The sequence below is a fragment of the Streptomyces sp. NPDC055632 genome (assembly GCF_053618675.1).
Genome location: NZ_JBSHHY010000001.1, coordinates 13,643 through 35,317, shown reverse-complemented (window position 1 = coordinate 35,317; position 21,675 = coordinate 13,643). Strand labels below are relative to the sequence as shown.

Sequence of the window (21,675 nt, the reverse complement as noted above, 5' to 3'; positions counted from 1 at the left end):
CTCCACCGGAAGCAGTGAGAACCTTGCGTACCGCCGACATCCGCCAGCGCTTCCTCGACTACTTCGCCGCCCGGGGACACACCGTCGTGCCCAGCGCGCCGCTGCCCACCCCCGATCCCACCCTGCTGTTCGTCAACGCCGGCATGGTCCCCTTCAAGCCGTACTTCACCGGCGAGGCGGCCCCCCTGTGGCAGCGGGCCACGAGCGTGCAGAAGTGCGTGCGGACCCTGGACATCGAGGAGGTCGGGAGGACCACCCGGCACGGCTCCTTCTTCCAGATGAACGGCAACTTCTCCTTCGGGGACTACTTCAAGGAGGAGGCCATCGCCTTCGCCTGGGACCTGTCCACCAAGCCGTGGACCGAGGGCGGCTACGGGCTCGACCCCGAGAAGATCTGGGTGACCGTCCACCACTCCGACACCGACGCCCGCGGCATCTGGCGCGAGGTCGCCGGCCTGCCCGACGAGCGGATCGTGGCGCGCGGCGACGAGGACAACTTCTGGTCCATGGGCGTCCCCGGCCCCTGCGGACCCTGCTCCGAGCTGTACTACGACCGCGGCCCGGCCCTCGGCCGCGAGGGCGGACCCGCCGTCGACGAGGACCGGTACACGGAGTTCTGGAACCTCGTCTTCATGCAGTACGAGCGCGGCGAGGGCCCCGGCAAGACCGGCTACCCGATCCTCGGCGAACTGCCCCGCCGCAACATCGACACCGGCATGGGCCTGGAGCGGATGGCCACCCTCCTCCAGGGCGTCGACAACCTCTACGAGATCGACGAGACCCGCCCGGTCCTCGACCGGGCCGCCGACCTGGCGGGCGTACGGTACGGGGCCGATGCGGAGTCCGACGTACGGCTCCGGGTCGTCGCCGACCACGTCCGCACCGCGCTCATGCTCCTCGCCGACGGCACCGCCCCCGGCAACGAGGGCCGCGGCTACGTCCTGCGCCGCATCCTGCGCCGCTCGGTCCGCTCCCTGCGCCAGCTCGGCTTCCAGGACCCCGCCCTGCCCGAACTGCTGCCCGTCGCCCGCGACTGCATGGCCCCCGGCTACCCCGAGGTCGTCGAGTCCTACGCCCGGATCTCCGACCAGGCGTACGGCGAGGAGGACGCCTTCCGCGCCACCCTCAAGCAGGGCACCACCGTCCTTGACACCGCCGTCGCCGAGGTGCGGAAGGAGGGCGGCCGCTCCCTGCCCGGCGCGCAGGCCTTCCTCCTCCACGACACCTACGGCTTCCCCGTCGACCTCACCCTGGAGATGGCCGCCGAACAGGGCGTCGAGGTCGACCGCGAGGGCTTCACCGCCCTCATGAACGAACAGCGCGAGCGGGCCCGCGCCGACGCCCGCGCCCGCAAGTCCGGCGGCACCGCGGACACCGCCGCCCTCCGCACCGTCCTGGACGCGCACGGCCCCACCGACTGGCGGGCGTGGTCCACCCTCACCACCGAGTCCCGCGTCCTCGCCCTCCTCGGCGCCGAGGGCCCCGTCCCGGCGGCCCGCACCGGCGACGTCGTCACCGCCGTCCTCGACCGCACCCCCTTCTACGCCGAGTCCGGCGGCCAGGACAGCGACGCGGGCCTGCTCTCCGGGGCCTCGGCCGAGGCCGAGGTCGTCGACGTCCAGCGGCCCCTGCCCGGCCTCGTCGTCCACCGGATCAGGATCACGGCGGGCGAACTGGCCGTCGACGACACCGTGCACGCCGCCGTCGACCCCGAATGGCGCCTCGGCGCCCGCCAGGCCCACTCCGGCACCCACGTCCTGCACGCCGCCCTGCGCGAGGTCCTCGGCCCCACCGCCCTCCAGTCCGGCTCCTACAACCGGCCCGGCTACCTCCGCCTCGACTTCCCCTGGCGCGGCGCCCTCTCCCCGGCCGTCCGGAGCGAGGTCGAGGAGGCCGCCAACCGGGCACTGCGGCGGGACCTCCCGGTCGGCGTCCGCTGGATGACGCTGCCGGAGGCCAAGGAGCAGGGTGCCCTCGCCCTCTTCGACGAGACGTACGGCGAGAAGGTCCGGGTCGTCGAGATCGGCGGCCCCTGGTCGCGCGAACTGTGCGGCGGCACCCACGTCGACCACGCCTCCCAGATCGGCACGGTCGCCCTCACCGCCGAGTCCTCCGTCGGCGCCGGCATGCGCCGCCTGGAGGCGGCCGTCGGCATCGAGGGCTTCGGCTACCTCGCCCGCGAGCGCGACCTCGTGGGCCGGATCGCCGAACAGCTGAACGCGCCCCGCGCCGAACTCCCCGAGAAGATCGCCGGACTCCTCGACCGGCTCAAGGCCGCCGACCGCGAGAACGCCCGCCTCAGGGCCAAGGCCACGGCGACCCGCGCCGCCGAACTCGCCGGAGGGGCCGTCGAGGCGGGGGACGCGCTGGTCGTCACCGCGACCGTCGACGGCGCCGCCGACGAGGCCCGCGCGCTCGCCCTCGCGGTCCGCGACCGCCTCCCGCACGCCCGCCCCGGCGTGGTGGCCGTCGCCACCTCCTCGGGCGGACTCGTCCTGACCGTCAACGCCCCGGCCCGCGAGGCCGGCCGGAACGCCTCCGCGACCGTCAAGCAGCTCCTCGGCGGCCGGGGCGGCGGCTCGCCGGAGATCGCCCAGGGCGGAGGCGTCCCCGCCGGGGACCTGGCCGCGATCCTGGCGGACCTCCCCCGGGTCGTGGCCGGCGCCTGAACCGAAGGCCCGGCTTCCGCGCCCGGGCGCGGAAGCCGGGGCCGGGCGACCGTTTACGCGAGCGACACCGGGCGCAGCGGGCCCGTAACACCGGGCCGGGAGACTTCTCGGCATCGCGCAGCGCCCGGAGGCCCGGAGGAGGGCCGGGGGGCTGCCAGTTCACGACGCGTCGGCAGCAAGGCCGTGCGCGAGCGTGCCCGGTCCGCCGCGAGCGGACCGGTGGAAGCGCCGGGGGCGGTGACCGCGCTTCGTTCCCCCGCGCGTCCGGCACGGTACCGGACGCGCCCCGGACAGGGAGAACCACGTTGACCACCCAGCACCACGCCCCGCGCACCCCGAACGCCGACGCGGAACTCGACCGGGAGCGGCGCATGGGCCGCGCCGCGGGCACCGCGACGACGGCCCGGGAGATCAAGGTCGTCGATCTGACGGACTTCGAGGACCGGCGCGCCCGGATCACCGAGGAGCTGTGGCGGGCCGCCACGGAGACCGGCTTCTTCCAGCTCTCCGGACACGGACTCACCCGCGCCGAGACCGACGCCGCGTTCGCGGCGGCCGAGGCCTACTTCGCGCTGCCGGAGGAGACCAAGCGCGGGCACGCGCTGAAGAAGGGGCTCAACGCCGGCTGGGAGTACCGCAGTCAGGTGCGCCCCTCCACCGGTACGCCGGACGAGAAGGAGTCCTACCAGCTCACCCGTCCGCACATGGCGGGCCTGTGGCCGGACGAGGAGGAACTGCCGGGGTTCCGCGACACGCTCCTGTCCTTCGAGGCGCGCTGCCACGCCCTCGCCCAGCGGGTCCTGTCCTGCTTCGCCGAACGCCTCGGATTCGAGAGGGACTTCTTCGCCGAGCGCCACGACCCGGCCGGCCCGCTGCACCAGAGCACGCTGCGGCTGCTGCACTACTACGCGGTACCCGAGGCGGCCCGCGGGCGGTCCGACGGCGCCTGGCGGGCCGGCGCGCACACCGACTTCGACTGCCTGACCCTGCTGTTCCAGCGGGACGGACAGGACGGACTGCAGGTCTGCCCCGGCGGCGAGGCCGACACCCGGGCCTGGACCCCGGTCCCCGCCCGCGCCGACCTGGTCACCTGCAACATCGGCGACATGCTGATGCGGTGGAGCGGCGACCGGCTGCTGTCCAACTTCCACCGCGTCGCCCCGCCCGCACCCGACGGCGACCAGGGCCCGCGCCACTCGATCGCCTACTTCGCGCAGGCCGACCGGGACGCCGTGATCACCTCGCCGGACGGACGCCACGCGCCGATCACCGCCGAGGACTACCTGAGGCAGCGCATCGCCGCCAACTTCGGGGGCTGAGCCTCCCCCTCGTCTCCATCCCCTTCCCGGAGGCCGACCGCCCCGCCCCGCAGCCACGCGCGGGTCGCGGCGGCGGCCCCGGCGCCCCCGGACCGAAAGCGGGACACACCCATGCCCGACCAGTCTTCCGACCCCCTGCACCCCCTGCCCGCACCACGCCCCTGCGCGCTCCTGCTGTCCGGTGCCCAGGTCGTCACCGTCGACGACGAGCGGACCGTATACACCTCCGGCTCGGTGGCCGTCGACGGCGACCGGATCGTCGACGTCGGCCCGGCCCGCGAGGTCGAGGCCCGCTGGCACCCCCGCCGCACCGTCGACTGCCGGGGCCGCGCGATCCTGCCCGGCTTCACCGACGCCCACACCCACCTCTTCCAGTCCTTCGCCCGCGGCATCGGTGACGGCGAACCGATCCGGCCCTGGCTCAACCACTTCATGTGGCCCTACGCCGTCCACCTCGACGCGGAGGACGCCCTCACCGCTGTACGCCTGGGCGCCGTCGAGGCGGCCCGTGCCGGCATCACCACCGTCGTCGACCACCACTACGCGCCCACCGATCCCGAGACCGTCCTCGCCGTGGCCGACGCCGTCGAGGAGGTCGGCCTGCGCGGCGCGGTCGCCCGGGGCATGCTCGGTGACCGTACGAAGATCGCCGATGCGCGCGGCCTGCCCGACGCGCTGTACCGCTACGGCACCGCCGAGGAACTGGAGCTGACCCGGCAGTGCGTGAAGGACCGCGGTCCCGACGCGCGCGTCCGCGTCTGGCCGGCCCCGCTCAACCTCTCCTACGGCGACCGGGACCTGATCGGCGGCGCGGTCGCCCTGGCCCGGGAGCACGGGGTCCGCTGGCACACCCACTGCAGCGAGGGCGCCGGGGACCCGCGGAGCTACCTGGAGGCCCACGGCGTCCGCCCGGTGACCTGGCTGGCGCGCGAGGGCCTGCTCGACGCGCGGGCGACGCTCGCCCACGCCGTCTGGCTGGACGAGGAGGAGACGGCCGCGGTCGGCGCGGCGGGCGCCGGCGTCGCCCACAACCCCTGCTCCAACGCCTATCTGGCCTCCGGCACGATGCCCTGGCTGCCGTTGCGCGAGGCGGGAGCGGTCGTGGCCCTCGGCACGGACGGGCCGAGCGCCGGCGGCCGGCAGGACATGTTCGAGGTGATGAAACAGACGCTGTTCGCGCAGCGGCTGGCCACGCTCGATCCGGCCGGGGTGCGCTGCGAGGACGTCCTGGAGGCGGCCACCCGTGACGGGGCCCGGTACGCGGGCGTCCGGGACGCCGGCGTCATCCGCCCCGGGGCCCTCGCGGACCTGGCGGTCGTGGACCTCTCGCACACGGCGGTGCAGCCCATGCACCGGGCCGTGTCGGCGCTGGTGTACACGGCCCGGGCGGGCGACGTGGTGATGACACTGGTCGGCGGGAGGGTCGTCTACCAGGACGGCCACTGCCCCGGCATCGACGAGGAGGCACTGGGCGCGCGGGCCCGCGAGCGGGCGAGCCGCCTGGTGGAACGGGCCGGATTCGGCCCGCTGACCGTGCCGTGGCGGCACCGGGCGCGACGACCGGGGAGGACCTCATGACGGATGTGACGCAGTCACCGGGCGGAACCGCCGCACCGCGCGCCGCGGACACCACGGGCTCGCCGGGGAGGACGGACCTGCCGAGCACTTCGGCCCCGCCCGACCGCGCGGGCCCGCCGGACGTCCCCGGCCCGTCCGGCGCCGCGTGGTGGCGGGTGGCGGCGCTGGGCCTGCAGCACGTGCTGGCCTTCTACGCGGGAGCCGTGGTCATGCCGCTCCTGGTCGCGCAGGGCATGGGGCTGTCCGAGGCCGACACCGCCTCCCTCGTGAACACCGCGCTGGTCGCCTGTGGTGTGGCCACCCTGCTGCAGACCGTGGGCCTGCCCGGCGTCGGCATCCGGCTGCCGGTGGTGCAGGGCATGTCGACGGCGGCCGTGCCGTCCCTGGTGTCCGTCGGCGTGGCGGCGGGCGGTGCGCGCGCCGGGCTGCCCACGGTGTTCGGGGCGGTGATCGTGGCCGGACTCGTGCTCTTCCTGGTGGCCCCGGTCTTCGGCCGGCTGGTGCGATTCTTCCCGCCCCTGGTCACCGGCACGATCGTCACCGTCGTCGGGGTGACCCTGATGGCGGTGGCCGCCCGGCAGGTGGGCGGTGGCGACCCGGACGCGGCCGGCTTCGGGGCTCCCGTCCAGCTCGCTCTGGCCGCCGTCACCCTCGTGGTCGTCGTCGTGCTGTACCGGTTCGCGAAGGGCTTCGTCGCCTCGGTCGCCGTCCTGCTCGGCCTGGCGGCGAGCACGGCGGTCGCGGCGCTGGCCGGACGGGCCGACTTCTCCCGCGTCGGCGACGCCGCCTGGTTCGGGATGCAGGCCCCGCTGCACTACGGCGTGCCCCGCTTCGACGTGATGGCGGTCCTCGCGATCGTCCTCGTCATGGTGATCATCGCGGTGGAGTCGATCGGCCAGTTCTTCGCCGTCGGGGAGATCGCCGGACGCGAGGTGGACGAGCGCGCCATCGCCCGTGCGCTGCGCGCCGACGGCCTGGCCACGGTGGCGTCGGGGCTGCTCAACTCCTTCCCCACCACGGTCTACAGCCAGAACGTGGGGCTGCTGCGGCTGACCGGGGTGACGTCCCGCGGGGTCGTCGCGACCGGAGGGGTGATCATGCTGGTCCTCGGTACGGTTCCCAAGGTGGGCGCGGTGGTCGCGGCGATGCCGCCGGCCGTCCTGGGCGGTGCCACCGTCGTCCTGTTCTCGACGATCGCCGTCGTGGGCATGCAGATCCTCGTCAAGGCCGACCTGTCGGGGGCGCGGAACACGGTCCTGGTGGCCGCGAGCCTCGGCATCGGCTTCCTGCCCACTGCGTATCCCCAGTTCGCCGAGCACATGCCGACCCGGCAGCTCCAGGTCCTCTTCGAGAGCGGCATCATGCTGGGGACGCTCACCGCGGTCGTCCTCAACCTGTTCTTCCACCACCTCCCGTCGTGGCGAGGGTCCCGACGCGGCGCGACGCCCGTGACCTGAGGCGGGAGGACGCCCGGCCGGGCGGGGGAGGGCCCTCGCCCGGCCGGGCACGGATCAGCCGTGGACGAACTCCGGCGGGCGCTTCTCCACGAACGCGGACATGCCCTCCTTCTGGTCCTCCGTGGCGAACACCGCGTGGAACAGGCGCCGTTCGAAGCGCACGCCCTCGGCGAGCGTGGTCTCGAAGGCGCGGTTCACGGACTCCTTCGCCATCATCGCGACCGGCTTGGACATCGCCGCCACCGTGCCGGCGACCTCCCACGCCTCGGCGAGGAGCCGGTCCGCCGGCACGATCCGGGACACCAGCCCGGCCCGCTCGGCCTCGGCGGCGTCCATGGTCCGGCCGGTCAGACACAGCTCCATGGCCTTCGCCTTGCCGACGGCCCGGGTCAGCCGCTGGGAGCCACCGATGCCGGGGATCACCCCGAGCCTGATCTCCGGCTGCCCGAAGACCGCCGTGTCGGCGGCCAGCAGGACGTCGCAGAGCATCGCCAGCTCGCAGCCGCCGCCCAGCGCGTACCCGGCGACCGCCGCGACCGTGGGCGTACGGACCTGCCCGAGCCGGTCCCAGGCCGTGAACCAGTCGGAGAGGTACATGTCCATGTAGCTCCGCGGGCGCATCTCCTTGATGTCGGCGCCCGCGGCGAACGCCTTCTCCGAGCCCGTCAGGACGACGCAGCCCACGCCGGGGTCCCGGTCCAGCTCCTCGACGGCCGCCACGACCTCCTCCATCAACCGGAGGTTCAGGGCGTTGAGGGCCTTGGGGCGGTCGAGGGTGACGAGCGCGCCGCGGTCCTTGCGCTCGACCAGGATGGTCTCGTAGGTCATGGGGCCGTTCCGTCCGTAGTCGTTTCCTTCGTGGATGCCGTGGATGCCGTGGATGCCCCGGCTCCCCGGATCGTCCGTACGATCGCCGAGAAGTCCAGCCCGGCGCCGTCCCCCTCCGCGAAGGCCGCGTACAACTCGGCAGCCTTCAGGCCGAGTTGGGCGTCCACGCCGCCGGCCCGCAGGGCGTCGGCGGCGAGGTTCAGGTCCTTGGCCATCAGGGGCGCCGCGAAGCCCGGCTCGTAGGCGCGGTTCGCCGGGCTGCCCGGCACCGGGCCGGGCACCGGGCAGTTGACGGTGAGCGCCCAGCACTGCCCGGACGCGGTGGACGCCACGTCGTACAGCGCCTGGTGGTCCAGGCCCAGGCTCTCGGCGAGGACGAACGCCTCGCTGACGCCGATCATCGAGATCCCGAGGATCATGTTGTTGCAGATCTTCGCCGCCTGCCCGGCCCCGGCCGCCCCGCAGCGCACGACCTTCCGGCCCATGGCCGACAGGAGCGGCTCGGCCTCCGCGAACTCCTCCGCCCCGCCGCCCGCCATGAAGGTGAGCGTCCCGGCCTCCGCCCCCATCACCCCGCCGGACACGGGCGCGTCGAGCGCCCGGTGCCCGGCGGCGCGGGCCGCCCCGTGCGCGGCGCGGGCGTCGGCCACGTCGATGGTGGAGCAGTCGACGAACAGCGTGCCGGGCCGCGCCGCGGCGAGCAGCCCCTGCGCGCCGTAGAGGTCCAGGACGTGCCGGCCGGTCGGCAGCATGGTGACCACGGCGTCCGCCTCCGCCGCGGCCCCGGCCGCGGACCCGGCGGGCTCCACCCCGGAGGAGGCGGCGGCGGCCACGGACTCCGGCACCACGTCGTACCCGAGGACGCGGTGTCCTGCCCTGACGAGGTTGGCGGCCATCGGCCCGCCCATGCGGCCGAGCCCGACGAAGGCGACGGTACGGGTCACCACGGGACCTCCTGGAGGGAAGCGGGCCCGGCGAGCCGCAGTTCGCGGTCGCCGAGCGGGGCGAAGAACCGGTCCACGTCCGCCGCGCCCACCTCGGCGAGCGTCGCGGGGGACCAGCGGGGGGCGCGGTCCTTGTCGATCACCTGGGCCCGGATGCCCTCCACCAGGTCGGGAGAGGCCAGGGCGGCGCAGGAGACGCGGTACTCCTGCTCCAGGACCCGTTCCAGCGGGCCGAGCCGCCGCGCACGGCGCACCGAGGCCAGGGTCACCTTGAGCGCGGTCGGGGACTTGGCCAGGAGCAGGTCGGCGGTCTGCTTCGCGGCCGGGACGCCGCTGTCGAGCAGCCGGGCGTGGATCTCCTCCACGGTGTCCGCCGCGCAGCAGGGGTCGATCCATTCCCGCGCGGCGGCCAGTCCGCCCGGCGGGGGCGTCTGGACGTGCCGGGCGAGGGCGCCGTGGACGGAGGTCCGCGCGAGGTCGCCGGCCAGCTCCGGCAGCCGGTCCGAGGGGACGAAGTGGTCCGCGAGCCCGCACAGCAGGGCGTCGGCCGCGCCGACGACGGCACCGGTCAGGGCGAGGTGGACGCCCAGCTCGCCCGGCGCGAGCCCGAGGAGGTACGTGCCGCCGACGTCCGGCACGAAGCCGATGCCGGTCTCCGGCATGGCCACCCTGGAACGCTCGGTGACGACCCGGACCGTGCCGTGGGCGGAGACGCCCACGCCGCCGCCCATGACGATCCCGTCCATCAGCGCCACGTACGGCTTGGGGTAGCGGGCGATCCGGGCGTTGAGCCGGTACTCGTCCCGCCAGAAGTCCGCCGACGCCGTCCCGCCCGTACGGGCGTCCTCGTGGATGGCACGGATGTCGCCGCCCGCGCACAGCCCCCGTTCGCCCGCTCCCCGGATCACGACCGTCTCCACGGCCGGGTCGTGCTCCCACGCGGTCAGGGCCTCGTCGATACGGAGGACCATCGCGTGGGTGAGCGCGTTGAGCGCCTTCGGACGGTTCAGGGTGAGGTACCCGGCCCGCCCCTCGATCCGGACGAGGACGTCCCCGGAATCGTGCTCTCCGGCGCTCACCGCAGCGCCTCCGTGAGCCCCCGGGCGACGATGACCTGCATGATCTCGTTCGTTCCTTCCAGGATCCGGTGCACCCGCAGATCGCGGACGATCTTCTCGATGCCGTACTCGTTCAGATAGCCGTAGCCGCCGTGGAGCTGGAGCGCCCGGTCGGCGACCGCGTACCCGGTGTCGGTGGCGAACCGCTTGGCCATCGCGCACAACCGCGGGGCCTGCGGGTCGCTCCGGTCCAGGGCGTCCGCCGCCTGCCGCACCAGCGCGCGGGCGGCGGCCAGTTCGGTGGCCATGTCCGCGAGCCGGAACTGCAGCGCCTGCGCGTCGAGGAGCCGGGCCCCGAAGGCCTCCCGGTCCGCGAGGTGCGCCAGGCTGCGGTCCAGGGCGCTCTGCGCGCCGCCGAGCGAGCAGGCGGCGATGCCGAGCCGGCCGCCGTTGAGCCCGTTCATGGCGATGCGGAAGCCCTCGCCCTCGGCGCCGAGGCGCCGGGCGGCGGGGATCCGCACCCCGTCGAGGACGACCTGCCGGGTGGGCTGCGCGTTCCAGCCCATCTTCCGCTCGTTCGCGCCGAAGGAGACGCCCGGGTCGTCGCGCTCGACGACGAAGGCGGTGATCCCGCCGGGGCCCTCGGCGCCCGTACGGGCCATGACGACGTACACGTCGGAGGCGCCCGCCCCGGAGACGAACTGCTTCACCCCCGTCAGGACGTAGTCGTCGCCGACCCGTTCGGCCCGGGTGCGCAGGGCGGCGGCGTCGGACCCGGCCCCGGGCTCGGTCAGGCAGTAGCTGCCGAGCCGGTGCGCCGAGCACAGGTCGGGGAGCCAGCGCCCGCGCTGGGCGTCGTCGCCGTACCGGTCGATCATCCAGGCGACCATGTTGTGGATGGAGAGGTATCCGGCGATGGAGGGGCAGCCGGTGGCCAGGGCCTCGAAGACGAGGACGCCGTCGACCCGGCCGAGACCGGAACCGCCGTGCTCCTCGCGGACGTAGACGCCGCCGAGGCCGAGCCCCGCGGCCCTGCGCAGGACGTCGACCGGGAAGTGCTTGTCCCGGTCCCAGGCGACCGCGTGCGGGCCGAGCTGCTCCTGCGCGAAGTCGAGGGTGACCTCCGCCAGGGCGAGCTGGTCCTTCGTGAGCATGCTGGTGGACACTCCGTTCACCCCATCGTCGGCATGGTGAAGCTCGCGCCCTCCTTGACCCCGGAGGGCCAGCGCGAGGTGACGGTCTTGGTGCGGGTGTAGAAGCGGATCGAGTCGGGCCCGTGCTGGTTCAGGTCGCCGAACCCGGACGCCTTCCAGCCCCCGAAGGTGTGGTACGCCACCGGGACCGGGATCGGGACGTTGACGCCGACCATGCCGGTGTCGACCCGGCGCGCGAACTCGCGGGCGGTGTCGCCGTCCCGGGTGAAGACGGCGACGCCGTTCCCGTACGCGTGCTCGCTGGGCAGCCGCAGTGCCTCCTCGAAGTCGGCGGCGCGCACGACGCACAGCACCGGGCCGAAGATCTCCTCCCGGTGGATCCGCATCTCCGGGGTGACCCGGTCGAAGAGGGAGGCCCCTGCGAAGAAGCCGTCCTCGTGGCCGGGCAGGGTGAAGCCGCGCCCGTCGACGACGAGTTCGGCGCCCTCCTCCACGCCGATGTCGACGTAGCGGGTGACCCGTTCCAGGGCGTCCCGGCTCACCAGCGGCCCGAAGTCGGCCTCCGGGTCGTCGGAGCGGCCGATCCGGAGGGCGGCGACGCGCTCCTTCAGCGCGGCCACCAGCCGGTCGGCGGTCTCCTCGCCGACGGGCACGGCGACGGAGATCGCCATGCAGCGCTCGCCCGCCGAGCCGTAACCGGCCCCCACCAGGGCGTCGACGGCCTGGTCGAGATCCGCGTCGGGCATCACGATCATGTGGTTCTTGGCGCCGCCGAAGCACTGGGCGCGCTTGCCGTGGGCGGCGGCCGTCGCGTAGATGTGCGCGGCGATCGGGGTGGAGCCGACGAAGCCGAGGGCCTGCACGCGGGGGTCTTCGAGGAGGGTGGTGACGGCCTCCTCGCCGCCGTTGACGACGTTGAGGACGCCGGCCGGGAGCCCCGCCTCCAGGAACAGCTCCGCGAGCCGGAGCGGTACGGAGGGGTCGCGTTCGGACGGCTTGAGGAGGAAGGCGTTGCCGCAGGCAAGCGCGGGCGCGGCCTGCCACAGCGGGATCATCGCGGGGAAGTTGAACGGGGTGATGCCGGCGACGACGCCGAGCGGGCTGCGCAGGGAGTGCACGTCGATGCCCGTTCCGGCGTTGTCGGTGAACTCCCCCTTGAGGAGATGGGGGATGCCGGCGGCGAACTCCACTACTTCGAGACCGCGTTGCAGATCGCCGTGGGCGTCCGCGACGGTCTTGCCGTGCTCGGCCGACAGCAGCCTCGCCAGCGCGTCGCGCTCGTCCTCGACGAGCTGGAGGAACCGCAGCAGGACGCGGGCGCGCCGCTGCGGGTTCCAGGCGCCCCACTCCCGCTGGGCGGCGACCGCGTCCGCGATCGCGTGCTCGGTGTCGGCGCGGCCCGCGAGCGGGACGCGGGCCTGGACGGTGCCGGTGTTGGGGTCGTACACGTCGCCGAAGAGGCCGGACGTGCCGGCGGTGTGCTTCCCGCCGATGAAATGGGTGAGTTCACGGACCATGGGTGCCTGCTCTCGTCAGGTCGGATCCGGGGACGGCACGGCGGACCGCCGGTCGCACCGGGTGGGTGCGCCGAGGGGGAACGCCGTGGGACAGGGCGGCGCGGGGCCGCCGAAGAGCTATGTGAACGCGGGGGTCGCCGCTCGCTCCGCCGGATCACCAGGGTCGTGGGTACGGACCGGTGCCATGCGTGTCTGCTCCATCCTCGTGGACAACACGGAACGCTCCGCGGCCGGTATCCTGACTCCCGGATCCCCGCGTGCCGCCCGTCTTCCCGACGGACCTCGTCAGTGACGTGTGGACGGCAGCACGCTCCCCGGTCACAGTGGCGGGACCGTGCCGGATTCACACCGGCTTCCCTGCACCGCGGACCTTGTGCCACGAACATATAGTTGGGCGTCCTAGTAAGTCCACCCCGAACTGCCGTGCCGTCCGGGGGAGTACGTCCCCGAGGCGCGTCCGGCGGGTCGGGCCCTAGGAAGCCCCGGCCGCGTTCCGGAGCCGCCGGGCGCGGATCTCGCGCACGGACAGGAGAACGGCCGCCGCGTTGAGGGGGAAGGCGATCGCGTCGGCGATCTCGCGGACGTCGACGGCGCGCAGGAGGCTCGCGGCCAGCGCGATCAGGAAGAGGCTCAGGGGGAGGAAGCGCCGCCACGCCGGAAGCTCCCGCATCCGTGCGACGGTCACGGTGCACAGGACGAGGGAGCCGAACAGGGCGACGGCCGAGAGGGCGATGAGGACGAGCATCGGGGCTTCTCCGGAAGGGACGGACGGAACGGGGGGCGAACGCCGTGGTGCACCGCCCGGCCCCCACGGACCGGACGCGCGCGGCCCCCGTCCCACCCTCCGAACGACCTGACCTGCGACGACGCTCTCGACCGAGGACAGCTTGACCCACCGGGCCTCTCACGTCATGGGTGCCACCACCCATCTTCGGGACCCGTGCGGCCCCGGAGCGTCCGACGGGTGCCCGTCGGTCCGTCGCTCCCTCAGTACGTGGAAGCCGGGCCCGGGGGCAGGTGGACCGTCATGATCAGGCGGCAGGTGTCGGTGCCGGCGCCGCGGTAGGTGTGGGTGGTATCGCCGTCGAAGGCGGCTGTCTGGCCGGTGCCCACGGAGTGCTCGACGCCGTCGACGACCAGGGTCATCCGGCCCGAGGTGACGCTGACGGTCTCGACGACCCCGGCCCGGTGGGGGTGGCTGGGGTACTCCTCGCCCGGTTCCAGCCTCCAGCGCCAGACCTCGACCGGCGCCGGGCCCGAGGTCGTCAGCATGAGGCGGGCCTCGCCGCCCTCCTCGCCGGTCCACAGCGGTGCGACGCCGGCGGCGTCCACCACGCGGACCCGGCCCTCCGTCGGGCCCTCCATCAGGGCGGACACCGAGACCCCGAGGGTGTCGGCCAGCCGGACCAGGGTGGCGAAGTTGGGGTTGCCCTGGGCCTTCTCCAGGCCCACCAGGGCACCCTTGCTGACCTTGGCGCGCCGTCCGAGCTCGTCGAGGGACAGGCCCGCGCGGACGCGGGCCGTCCTGACGTTGTGCGCGAGCGTCCGCAGGGCCGCCTCTGTCTCGGCCAATTCGATCACCCTTCCCGTTCTCCGCCCGACCCCCGCCCGGTTCTCGCGAGCGGATCACTGGAATGTACCGCCCGGTCGATCGGTTGACGCATGTCGGTCGGTCTGTTGTACGGTTCGGTCGTTCCATTGAGAAAACTAGGGATGTCATCCGTGATCGCTCTGCTGCTGGCCCTGGGCAGCTCCCTCGCCTACGGCTGCGCCGACTTCCTCGGCGGCCTGGGAGCCCGCAAGGCCCACGTCCTGCGCACCGTGATGGTCGCCGCCCCCGCCTCCCTCGCGGTCGAGCTGCTGCTGTGGCCGTTCCTCGGCACCTCGTTCAGCCCCGGCGCCCTCGCCTGGGGAGCCGCGTCCGGCGTCGCCTCGGCCGCCGCGTTCGCCCTGCTCTACCGGACCCTGGCCATCGGCCCGATGAGCGTCCTGTCGCCCGTGACCGCCCTGGTGTCCGCCGTGCTTCCCGTCGGCGTCGGGCTCCTCCAGGGCGAGCACCTGGGCGCCGCCGGTCTCCTCGGCCTGCCGCTCGCGCTGGCGGCGGTGGTGCTCGTCAGCGCCGGGCACGGCGCCGGAGCCGTCCGCCCCTCCCGTACGGCCCTGCTGCTCGCCCTCGGCGCGGGCGCCGCCATCGCCCTCCAACTGGTCTTCCTCCACCAAGCGCCCTCCGACAGCGGAGTGGCCCCGCTGATCGTGGGCCGGGCGGTCTCCTCGGCCGTCACCCTGGTCGCCGCCGGGCTGATGTACCGCAGGCTGGGCCCCGAGAAGCCCGCGTACGCCGTCTCGGCCGCCGCCGGAGCGCTGGACTCCGTGGCGAACCTGCTCTTCCTGCTCGCCGTCCGCGGCGGTGACCTCGCCGTCGTCGCCGTGGTCACCGCCCTCTACCCGGCAGGCACGGTCCTGCTCGCCCGCGGCGTCCTCGCCGAGCGCATCCACCGGGCCCAGCTCGTCGGCCTCGGCACGGCCGCCGTCGCCGTCGGCCTCCTCGCCCTGGCCTGAGGGCCGGGACGTCCCGTACGAAGACCGCCTTCGCCCCCGCACGGAACGGAAATCCCATGACCGCCTTCCGCCTCGCCCCCGCCGTCGCCGAGGCCTTCCCCGGCACCCGCATCGCCCTGGTCACCGCCACCGGCCTGCGCGGCCGCGAGCCCTGGCCCCGCACCGCCGGAGCCGTGGCCGAGCTCGAACGGCGGCTCGCCGACCGCACCTGGCTCCCCGCCGACGAGACCGACCCCCGCATCGAGGCCTGGCACGCCGCGTACCGCTCCTTCGGCACCAACCCCCGCCGCGTCCGCCCCAGCGTCGACGCCCTCGGCCGCCGTCTCGCCAAGAAGGGGGTGCTGCCGCGGATCAACCCGGCCGTGGACTCCTACAACACCGTCTCCGTCCGCCACGGCCTGCCCGCCGGCGCCTTCGACCTCGACCACGTCACCGGCGACGTCGACATCCGCCCCGCCCACGGCACCGAGGCCTTCACCCCGCTCGGCGAGCCCGACACCGTCGAGGCCCCCCGGCCCGGCGAGATCGTCTACGCGGACGCCGCCGGCGTCCTCACCCGCCACTGGAACCACCGCGACGCCCACCGCACCCGCGTCACCGAGGACTCCACCCGCGTCGTCTTCGCCCTGGAGACCCTCCGCGCCGACCGCGACGGCCGACTCCTCGACACCGCCGCGGACGAACTGCGCGACCTGCTCGCCCCGCACGCGGAGCGGACCGCCGTCCGGCACCTCACTCCGGACCACCCGCACGTCGCTCTCTGAGCCGCCGCCCGGACGCGCGGGGTATCAGGCCGCCCTCTCGTCCGCTTCGCCGGGCGCGGAAGCGGTGACGACCTTCGGCAGGGCGCCCGGGTGCTCCCGCGCGAGCCAGCGCACGAGCTCCTCCCGTACGGCGCAGCGGGTCGTCCACAGGTCGTCGGCGTCCTTGGCGGTCACGATCGCCCGGACCGTGATGGAGGTCGGCGAGGTGTCGGTGACGGCGAGGTCCCAGCCCCGCTCGTCCCAGGTCGGGCAGGCGGCGAGGAACTCGCGCAGATGGGCCCGCATCAGCGCGACGGGCGTGGAGTGGTCGCAGTGGACGAAGACCGACCCCGTCATCTGGGCCCCGCCCCGCGACCAGTTCTCGAAGGGCCGCGAGGTGAAGTACGAGACGGGCAGCGTCACCCGGCGCTCGTCCCAGGTCCTGACCGTGAGGAAGGTCAGCGTCACCTCCTCCACCATGCCCCACTCGCCGTCGACGACGACCGTGTCCCCGATGCGGACCATGTCGCCGAAGGCGATCTGGAAGCCGGCGAAGAGGTTGCCGAGCGTCGACTGCGCCGCCACGCCCGCCACGATGCCGATGATGCCGGCCGAGGCGAGCAGGGACGTGCCGAGGGTGCGGAAGGAGGGGAAGGTGACGAGGGCGACGGCGGCGGCGAGCACCCCGACGGCGACCGACACCACCCGCATGATCAGCGTCACCTGGGTACGGACCCGGCGCAGCCGCGCGGCGTCCCGCGCACGCACGGCGTAGCGCGCGTACGAGGACTCGACGACGGCCGAGGCCGCCCGGATCGTCAGCCAGGCGCCGCCGCCTATCAGGCACAGCAGCAGCACGTGGCCCACCACTTGGGCGTGCTCCTCGAGCACGGCGAAGGTCGACGCCGGGTAGGTCCAGCGGAGCAGGGCCGTCAGCAGGACGACGAACAACGGCGTACGGCAGCGGCGCAGCAGCCCCCACAAGGGTGTCTCGTGGTGACGCGCGTCCGCATGGCGCGCCAGCACGTCCACCGCGCGGACCACGACGAACGCCACGAGTGCCGAGCCGCCGACGGACGCCGCCAGCCGAAGAACGCTCTCCATGTGCTCCCCAGTCGATGAGACGAACAGGTTCGTCGACTACGCCTGACCGTCGACCGGCACCCCAAACATCCCGCCGGACCGCACCCGACGTGCCGGGACCACTCCGCCGGACCGCGTCCGACGTGCCCGGATCACCCCGCCGGACCGCGTCCGACCTCCCCGGACCACCCCGCCGGGGCCGTCCCTGGCGCCCCGTCACCGCCGCGCCACCACGCGAGGGTGACGAGGGACACGGCCAGGACGATCCCGGCGACGACCCGGAAGCCGAAGGACATCGCGGTGGAGAAGACCTCCGAGCCGTGCGAGGAGAGGGACGTCCCCATGACGGCGACGCCCAGCGCGCTGCCGATCTCACGGGCCGCGCCGTTCAGGCCCGACCCCAGACCCGCCCGGGCCTGCGGCAGGGAGGTCATGACGGCGGCCGAGAGGACGGGCACGCACAGGCCCATGCCCAGGGAGAGGACCAGGAGGCAGAGGGCGTAGAGGGGGTACGGGGTGGAGGCGGTGGCGAAGGACATCAGGACGAGCCCGCCGACGATGCCGGCCTGCCCGACGGCGACGACGCCGTCGCCGAAGCGGGCGGCCAGCCGGACGCTGTGACGCGAGGCGACCGTCATGCCGACCGCGAGGGGGACGATCGCGCAGCCCGCCACCAGCGGCGAGTACCCCTTGGCGTACTGGAGGTACTGGGCGTTGACGTAGAAGAGGGAGAACAGGCCGAAGAACGCGGTCCCGACGCCGAGGGAGCCGGCCCGCAGCCTGCGGACGCGGAAGACGCGCGGATCGAGCAGCGGACGGTCCGAGCGCAGCGAGCGCACCGCGAACAGCGCGAGCAGGGCGGCCGACACGAGCAGTCCGCCGACCACCGGCACGGAGACCCAGCCGGACGAGGGCCCCTCCACGATCCCGTACAGCAGGGCCCCGACGCCCGCGACGAGCAGGACCGAGCCGACCGGGTCCAGGGTCGCGGGCCGCCGTTCGCCGCGCGGGGCGAAACGGGCCGCGAGCAGGCCGAGGACGGCGGCGAGCGGCGCGACCGACAGGAACAGGCCCTGCCACGGCAGGTACTGGAGGGGCAGGCCCCCGCCGACGTTCCCGACGACACCGGCGACGCCGGTCGCGGCCGTCCAGACGGCGACCGCCTGCGGCCGCCCGGCCGGTTCGGTCACCTCCAGCATCAGCGACAGGGTGGCCGGCATGACGAGCGCCGCCCCGGCGCCGGTGACGACCCGGCCCGCGATCAGGACGGCCACGCCCGGAGCCGCCGCGGAGACCAGGGCACCGGCCGCGACCAGGGCGAGACCGGTCAGCAGCGCGCCCTTGCGGCCGTACCGGTCGCCGAGCGCGCCGGCGGGGATCAGCAGGCAGCCGAACACCAGCACATAGGCGTCGACGATCCAGAGCAGTTGGCCGGGGGAGGGTGCGAGCGCGCTCGCCGCCAGCTTCGGGACCGCCAGGTTGACCGCCGCCACCAGCGACACCACCAGCACGGAGCACGCCGCCATGACGGCGTACACGGTCCGGCGGCCGACGGGACGCGGCGCGGAACGCACTTCATCCAGGAGCATGGGAAGGATCTTTCGTTCGAAGAGACCGGAGGAGAACCGGAGAGGAACCGGTGAGGAGAAGAACCGGAGAAGAACCGAAGGCGGGCCGGCCGGCCGCACTGCCACGGTAGGGTCGCACCGGACTTGCCTTCAAATGCAACTTCGCGAAGAGATAAGTGCACGCCATGCAACTGAACCTGGATCTGAACCTGCTGGTCGCCCTGGACGCCCTCCTGGAGGAGGGCAGCGTCGGCGGCGCCGCCGACCGGCTCGGCCTGTCGTCGCCCGCGATGAGCCGCACCCTCGGCCGCATCCGGCGCGCCCTCGGCGATCCCGTACTGGTCCGGTCCGGGCGGTCCATGGTCCCCACCCCGCGCGCCCTGGCCGTACGGGCCGAGGTCCACGAACTGGTCGTACGGGCCCGCGCCGTCTTCGCGCCGGCCGGCGCGATCGAACCGGCCCTCCTCGAACGGGTCTTCACCGTCCAGGCGGACGAGTCCCTGGTCGTCCGCCTCGGCGCGCCGCTCCTGACCCGGATGCGCGCCGAGGCCCCGGGCGTCTCCCTCCGGTTCCTGGGCGAGGGGCCGCAGGACGTGCAGTTCCTCCGTGAGGACCTGGCCGACCTGGAACTCGGCCACATCGCCGGCACCGGCCCCGAGACCCGGATCGAACCGCTCCTGGAGGACCGCTTCGTGGGCGTCGTCCGCGCCGGACACCCGCTCCTGGACGGCGGGGTCACCCTCGCCGGGTTCGCCGCCGCCGACCACCTCAACCACTCGCGCCGGGGCCGGTTCACCGGCCCGATCGACACGGCCCTGGCCGAACACGGCCTGACCCGGCGGGTCGTGGCCGTCTACCCGACCTTCGCCTCGGCCCTCCTCGCCCTGCTCGACACCGACTTCGTCGGCATCCTCGGGAAACACGTCCACTCGGCCACGGCCCGCCGCTTCGGCCTGGCCACCTTCCCGATCCCCCTCGACCTGCCGGCCCTGAGCCTCTCCCTCGCCTGGCACCCCCGCTACGAGGCCGACCCCGCCCATGCCTGGCTGCGCGGTCTGGTGAGCGAGGTCGTCAGGAGCGAACTGGGCGACGAGCCCGGCTGAGTCTCCCCGACGCGATCGGCGCCCGGGAACGGACCCGCCCCCGGCCGGCGGCGCGCCGCGCGGCGCCGGTGGTGAAAGGGCTCAGCGCGAAGCCCTGTTCTCGCCCTCCTGGGCGAGCGGGTCCTGGGCGGGGCCGGACGCGGCGCGATGCTCCTCTCCTGCACGGCGGCCTCCGCCCTGGCGGCCAGCGCCGTACTCGCCCGCTTCCCGCGCGCGATCGCCCCCGACACGATCCTCTGGACCGGCGCCCTCGTGCAGGCCGCCCTCCCGGCCGCGGCCCTCCTCGGTCACCCCGGCGTCCTCGTCGCGGCCCTCGCCTTCTTCGCCGTCCCCGCCCCCGGGGACCGGGCGGTCCCCGCGTGAGCCCGCGCGAACGGGCGCCGGCGCCTCCCCGCCGGAACGCGTTCACGCTTCGGACACCCGGAGCCGGACGGCGGTCCAACAAGGTCGCGTACGTATGACGGGTCCAGTTCGAAGGGCGGTGCCCCGGACGCGCGCGGCGCCCGGGCAGGCGCCGGCGTCGGGGCGGGGGCCCGCCGGCGGCACCGCCGCAACCGGAAGGAACCCTCTGTGGATCGCAGGTCTCTCCTCACCGCCGCGACGGGCGCGGTGGGCGCGGTCGCCGTCTCCCCGGCCCCGGCGAGCGCGGCGTCGCCCGCGCACGCCGGCCCGGAGCGGCCCATCACCGCCTTCAACGTCATCAGCGACATCCAGGGCGACCTCGGGGACCTCGGAGTGGCCCTGGAGGACATGAACCGCACCAACCCCCGGAGCTCGGGCCTCGCCGTCGCCGGAGACATCACCCCGCGCGGCTACGACGCCGAGTACGCGGAGGTCTCCGCCGAACTCGCGCGCCACACCCACGCCCGTACGGTCGCCTGGGCCATCGGCAACCACGAGTTCTACGTCCCCAAGTGGCGCGACCCGTCGACCCTCGCGCAGGACACCTGGCCCAACGGCACCACCGAGGACTCCCTCTTCCGGAGCTTCTACCGCTTCGCCCGCCGCGACACGGTGCACGCCGAGCACTCCTTCGGCGGCATCCCGGTGCTGAGCCTCGGCACCGAGAAGTACATGCACTACCACGACCCGAAGCTCTGGGACGAGGTGTGGCTGAGCGAGGCGCAGCTCACCTGGCTCGAACAGCGCCTCGCGTACTGGGCGCGCCGCCGCAAGCCCGTCATGGTCGTCACCCACCACCCCCTCCCGAACACCGTCTCCGGCAGCCACAACCGGCTGTACTCCCGCGACTACCTCCAGGCGGACCGGCTCCTCGGGATCCTCGGCCGCCACCGCGACGTCTTCCTCTTCTGCGGGCACACCCACTGGGACCTCGCCCTGTCCGACTGGTACGTCCGCAGGGTCGTCCCCGGCACCGCCAACCTGGACGGCTTCTCCGTCGTCAACACGGGGGCCGTGCAGACGGGCTTCACGGACGACGGCAAGGGCGGCGAGGTCTCCGTCCCCGGCACGTTCAACCAGGGGCTCCAGGTCGAGGTCTTCCACGACCGCGTCGTCGTCAGGGCGCGGGACTTCGCGGCCGGCCGCTGGCTGAAGCGGATCACGGTCCCGCTCTCGACGCGGATCTGACGCCCGGACCCGTTCGGCGGCGCCCGCCCGGAGGCGCCGCCGGATGGGCCGTACAGGCGACCGGGAGCCCGTACGCGGTGACCGCCGGAGCGGAGAATCGTTCTGTCGGACGTGAAGAAGATGCTTCTGGCGGCCCTCGCCGCCGCCTCCGCCACCGCCCTGATCGCTCCGGCCGCCGCCACCGCGGCCCCGGAGACCGCCGACGCCACCGCCACCACCGCCGCGGCGGCCCCCGCCGTCCTCGACGCGGCCGCCCTGCCCGGCGCCCGCACGACGGACCCCGCCGGGGAGCGGACCAGCTGGCCCGAGACCCTCGGGCTGCCGAAGGCCTGGGCCGAGCGGGTGATCCTGCGCGACCGGCCCGATCTGGAGATCGTGCACGTCCCCGAGGGCGCGATGGTCACCATGGACTACAACGAGAGGCGCGTGCGGATCGTCCACAACGCCTTCGGCCTCGTCACCCAGGTCCCCGCCGTCGGATAGGGCCCGTCCGGCGGATCACGGC

General features: G+C 74.2%; 19 protein-coding genes and 1 riboswitch. Of the genes, 10 read left to right on the top strand and 9 right to left on the bottom strand.

The genetic code is table 11. From position 1 onward, the window contains the following. The first annotated feature begins 23 nt into the window (after positions 1 to 23). The 4 genes from alaS to ACWGSR_RS00140 all read left to right on the top strand — a co-directional run bounded on the left by alaS (position 24) and on the right by ACWGSR_RS00140 (position 7,023). Positions 24 to 2,669: an alanine--tRNA ligase gene (gene alaS / locus ACWGSR_RS00155; protein ID WP_453562603.1), complete on the top strand. Its 2,646-nt coding sequence runs from the start codon at positions 24 to 26 to the stop codon at positions 2,667 to 2,669. A gap of 371 nt (positions 2,670 to 3,040) precedes the next feature. Beyond that, the gene (locus ACWGSR_RS00150; protein WP_376243054.1) at positions 3,041 to 3,988 is read left to right on the top strand and encodes a 2OG-Fe(II) oxygenase family protein; all 948 of its coding nucleotides are present in this window, start codon (positions 3,041 to 3,043) and stop codon (positions 3,986 to 3,988) included. Positions 3,989 to 4,099: 111 nt separating this feature from the next. After that, positions 4,100 to 5,566 (top strand): amidohydrolase family protein, encoded by a 1,467-nt coding sequence (locus tag ACWGSR_RS00145; protein WP_453562602.1) that lies wholly within the window; start codon positions 4,100 to 4,102, stop codon positions 5,564 to 5,566. Continuing rightward, positions 5,563 to 7,023, top strand: a complete 1,461-nt coding sequence (locus ACWGSR_RS00140) for a nucleobase:cation symporter-2 family protein (RefSeq protein ID WP_453562600.1) — start codon at positions 5,563 to 5,565, stop codon at positions 7,021 to 7,023. The genes ACWGSR_RS00145 and ACWGSR_RS00140 overlap by 4 nt, the downstream gene beginning before the upstream one ends. Positions 7,024 to 7,077: 54 nt before the next feature. On the opposite strand, the gene ACWGSR_RS00135 is transcribed toward ACWGSR_RS00140, so the two are convergent. The 7 genes from ACWGSR_RS00135 to ACWGSR_RS00105 all read right to left on the bottom strand — a co-directional run bounded on the left by ACWGSR_RS00135 (position 7,078) and on the right by ACWGSR_RS00105 (position 14,096). Beyond that, a complete protein-coding gene (locus ACWGSR_RS00135; protein ID WP_453562598.1) occupies positions 7,078 to 7,851 on the bottom strand; it encodes an enoyl-CoA hydratase in 774 nt (257 codons plus the stop codon). Then, entirely contained in the window at positions 7,848 to 8,795 is a 948-nt protein-coding gene (gene mmsB / locus ACWGSR_RS00130) for a 3-hydroxyisobutyrate dehydrogenase (protein ID WP_453563091.1), read from the bottom strand. Before mmsB ends, ACWGSR_RS00135 begins: the two co-directional genes overlap by 4 nt. After that, the gene (locus tag ACWGSR_RS00125; protein ID WP_453562596.1) at positions 8,792 to 9,874 is read right to left on the bottom strand and encodes an enoyl-CoA hydratase/isomerase family protein; all 1,083 of its coding nucleotides are present in this window, start codon (positions 9,872 to 9,874) and stop codon (positions 8,792 to 8,794) included. Before ACWGSR_RS00125 ends, mmsB begins: the two co-directional genes overlap by 4 nt. Further along, positions 9,871 to 11,007 (bottom strand): acyl-CoA dehydrogenase family protein, encoded by a 1,137-nt coding sequence (locus ACWGSR_RS00120; RefSeq protein WP_453562594.1) that lies wholly within the window; start codon positions 11,005 to 11,007, stop codon positions 9,871 to 9,873. Before ACWGSR_RS00120 ends, ACWGSR_RS00125 begins: the two co-directional genes overlap by 4 nt. 17 nt (positions 11,008 to 11,024) lie before the next feature. Next, the gene (locus ACWGSR_RS00115) at positions 11,025 to 12,524 is read right to left on the bottom strand and encodes a CoA-acylating methylmalonate-semialdehyde dehydrogenase (RefSeq protein ID WP_453562592.1); all 1,500 of its coding nucleotides are present in this window, start codon (positions 12,522 to 12,524) and stop codon (positions 11,025 to 11,027) included. 211 nt (positions 12,525 to 12,735) lie between these two features. Next, positions 12,736 to 12,906, bottom strand: a riboswitch (cobalamin riboswitch). A 90-nt stretch (positions 12,907 to 12,996) separates the two neighbouring features. Next, complete coding sequence (locus ACWGSR_RS00110; protein WP_453562590.1) at positions 12,997 to 13,269, bottom strand: hypothetical protein; 273 nt, start codon at positions 13,267 to 13,269, stop codon at positions 12,997 to 12,999. A 242-nt stretch (positions 13,270 to 13,511) separates the two neighbouring features. After that, positions 13,512 to 14,096 (bottom strand): helix-turn-helix domain-containing protein, encoded by a 585-nt coding sequence (locus ACWGSR_RS00105; protein WP_453562588.1) that lies wholly within the window; start codon positions 14,094 to 14,096, stop codon positions 13,512 to 13,514. Positions 14,097 to 14,246: 150 nt separating this feature from the next. Between ACWGSR_RS00105 and ACWGSR_RS00100 the strand changes: the two genes are divergently transcribed. Further along, the gene (locus ACWGSR_RS00100) at positions 14,247 to 15,083 is read left to right on the top strand and encodes an EamA family transporter (protein ID WP_453562586.1); all 837 of its coding nucleotides are present in this window, start codon (positions 14,247 to 14,249) and stop codon (positions 15,081 to 15,083) included. 56 nt (positions 15,084 to 15,139) lie between these two features. After that, complete coding sequence (locus tag ACWGSR_RS00095) at positions 15,140 to 15,847, top strand: B3/B4 domain-containing protein (RefSeq protein ID WP_453562584.1); 708 nt, start codon at positions 15,140 to 15,142, stop codon at positions 15,845 to 15,847. A gap of 24 nt (positions 15,848 to 15,871) precedes the next feature. Here the strand turns inward: ACWGSR_RS00095 and ACWGSR_RS00090 are convergent, their stop codons facing one another. Both ACWGSR_RS00090 and ACWGSR_RS00085 read right to left on the bottom strand, forming a co-directional pair. Further along, positions 15,872 to 16,930, bottom strand: coding sequence for a mechanosensitive ion channel family protein (locus tag ACWGSR_RS00090; RefSeq protein ID WP_453562582.1), 1,059 nt, complete (start codon positions 16,928 to 16,930; stop codon positions 15,872 to 15,874). Between the two features lie 131 nt (positions 16,931 to 17,061). Further along, the gene (locus ACWGSR_RS00085; RefSeq protein ID WP_453562580.1) at positions 17,062 to 18,498 is read right to left on the bottom strand and encodes an MFS transporter; all 1,437 of its coding nucleotides are present in this window, start codon (positions 18,496 to 18,498) and stop codon (positions 17,062 to 17,064) included. A gap of 164 nt (positions 18,499 to 18,662) precedes the next feature. On the opposite strand from ACWGSR_RS00085, the gene ACWGSR_RS00080 reads away from it, so the two are divergent. The 4 genes from ACWGSR_RS00080 (at position 18,663) to ACWGSR_RS00065 (ending at position 21,653) form a co-directional block, all read left to right on the top strand. Continuing rightward, entirely contained in the window at positions 18,663 to 19,580 is a 918-nt protein-coding gene (locus tag ACWGSR_RS00080) for a LysR family transcriptional regulator (protein WP_453562578.1), read from the top strand. A 147-nt stretch (positions 19,581 to 19,727) separates the two neighbouring features. Beyond that, positions 19,728 to 19,943: a hypothetical protein gene (locus ACWGSR_RS00075; RefSeq protein ID WP_453562577.1), complete on the top strand. Its 216-nt coding sequence runs from the start codon at positions 19,728 to 19,730 to the stop codon at positions 19,941 to 19,943. 207 nt (positions 19,944 to 20,150) lie between these two features. Further along, complete coding sequence (locus tag ACWGSR_RS00070) at positions 20,151 to 21,170, top strand: metallophosphoesterase family protein (protein ID WP_453562575.1); 1,020 nt, start codon at positions 20,151 to 20,153, stop codon at positions 21,168 to 21,170. 120 nt (positions 21,171 to 21,290) lie between these two features. After that, positions 21,291 to 21,653 carry a serine protease inhibitor gene (locus tag ACWGSR_RS00065; protein ID WP_432128244.1) on the top strand — a complete coding sequence of 121 codons (363 nt, stop codon included), beginning with the start codon at positions 21,291 to 21,293 and terminating at the stop codon, positions 21,651 to 21,653. The last annotated feature ends 22 nt before the right edge of the window (positions 21,654 to 21,675 follow it).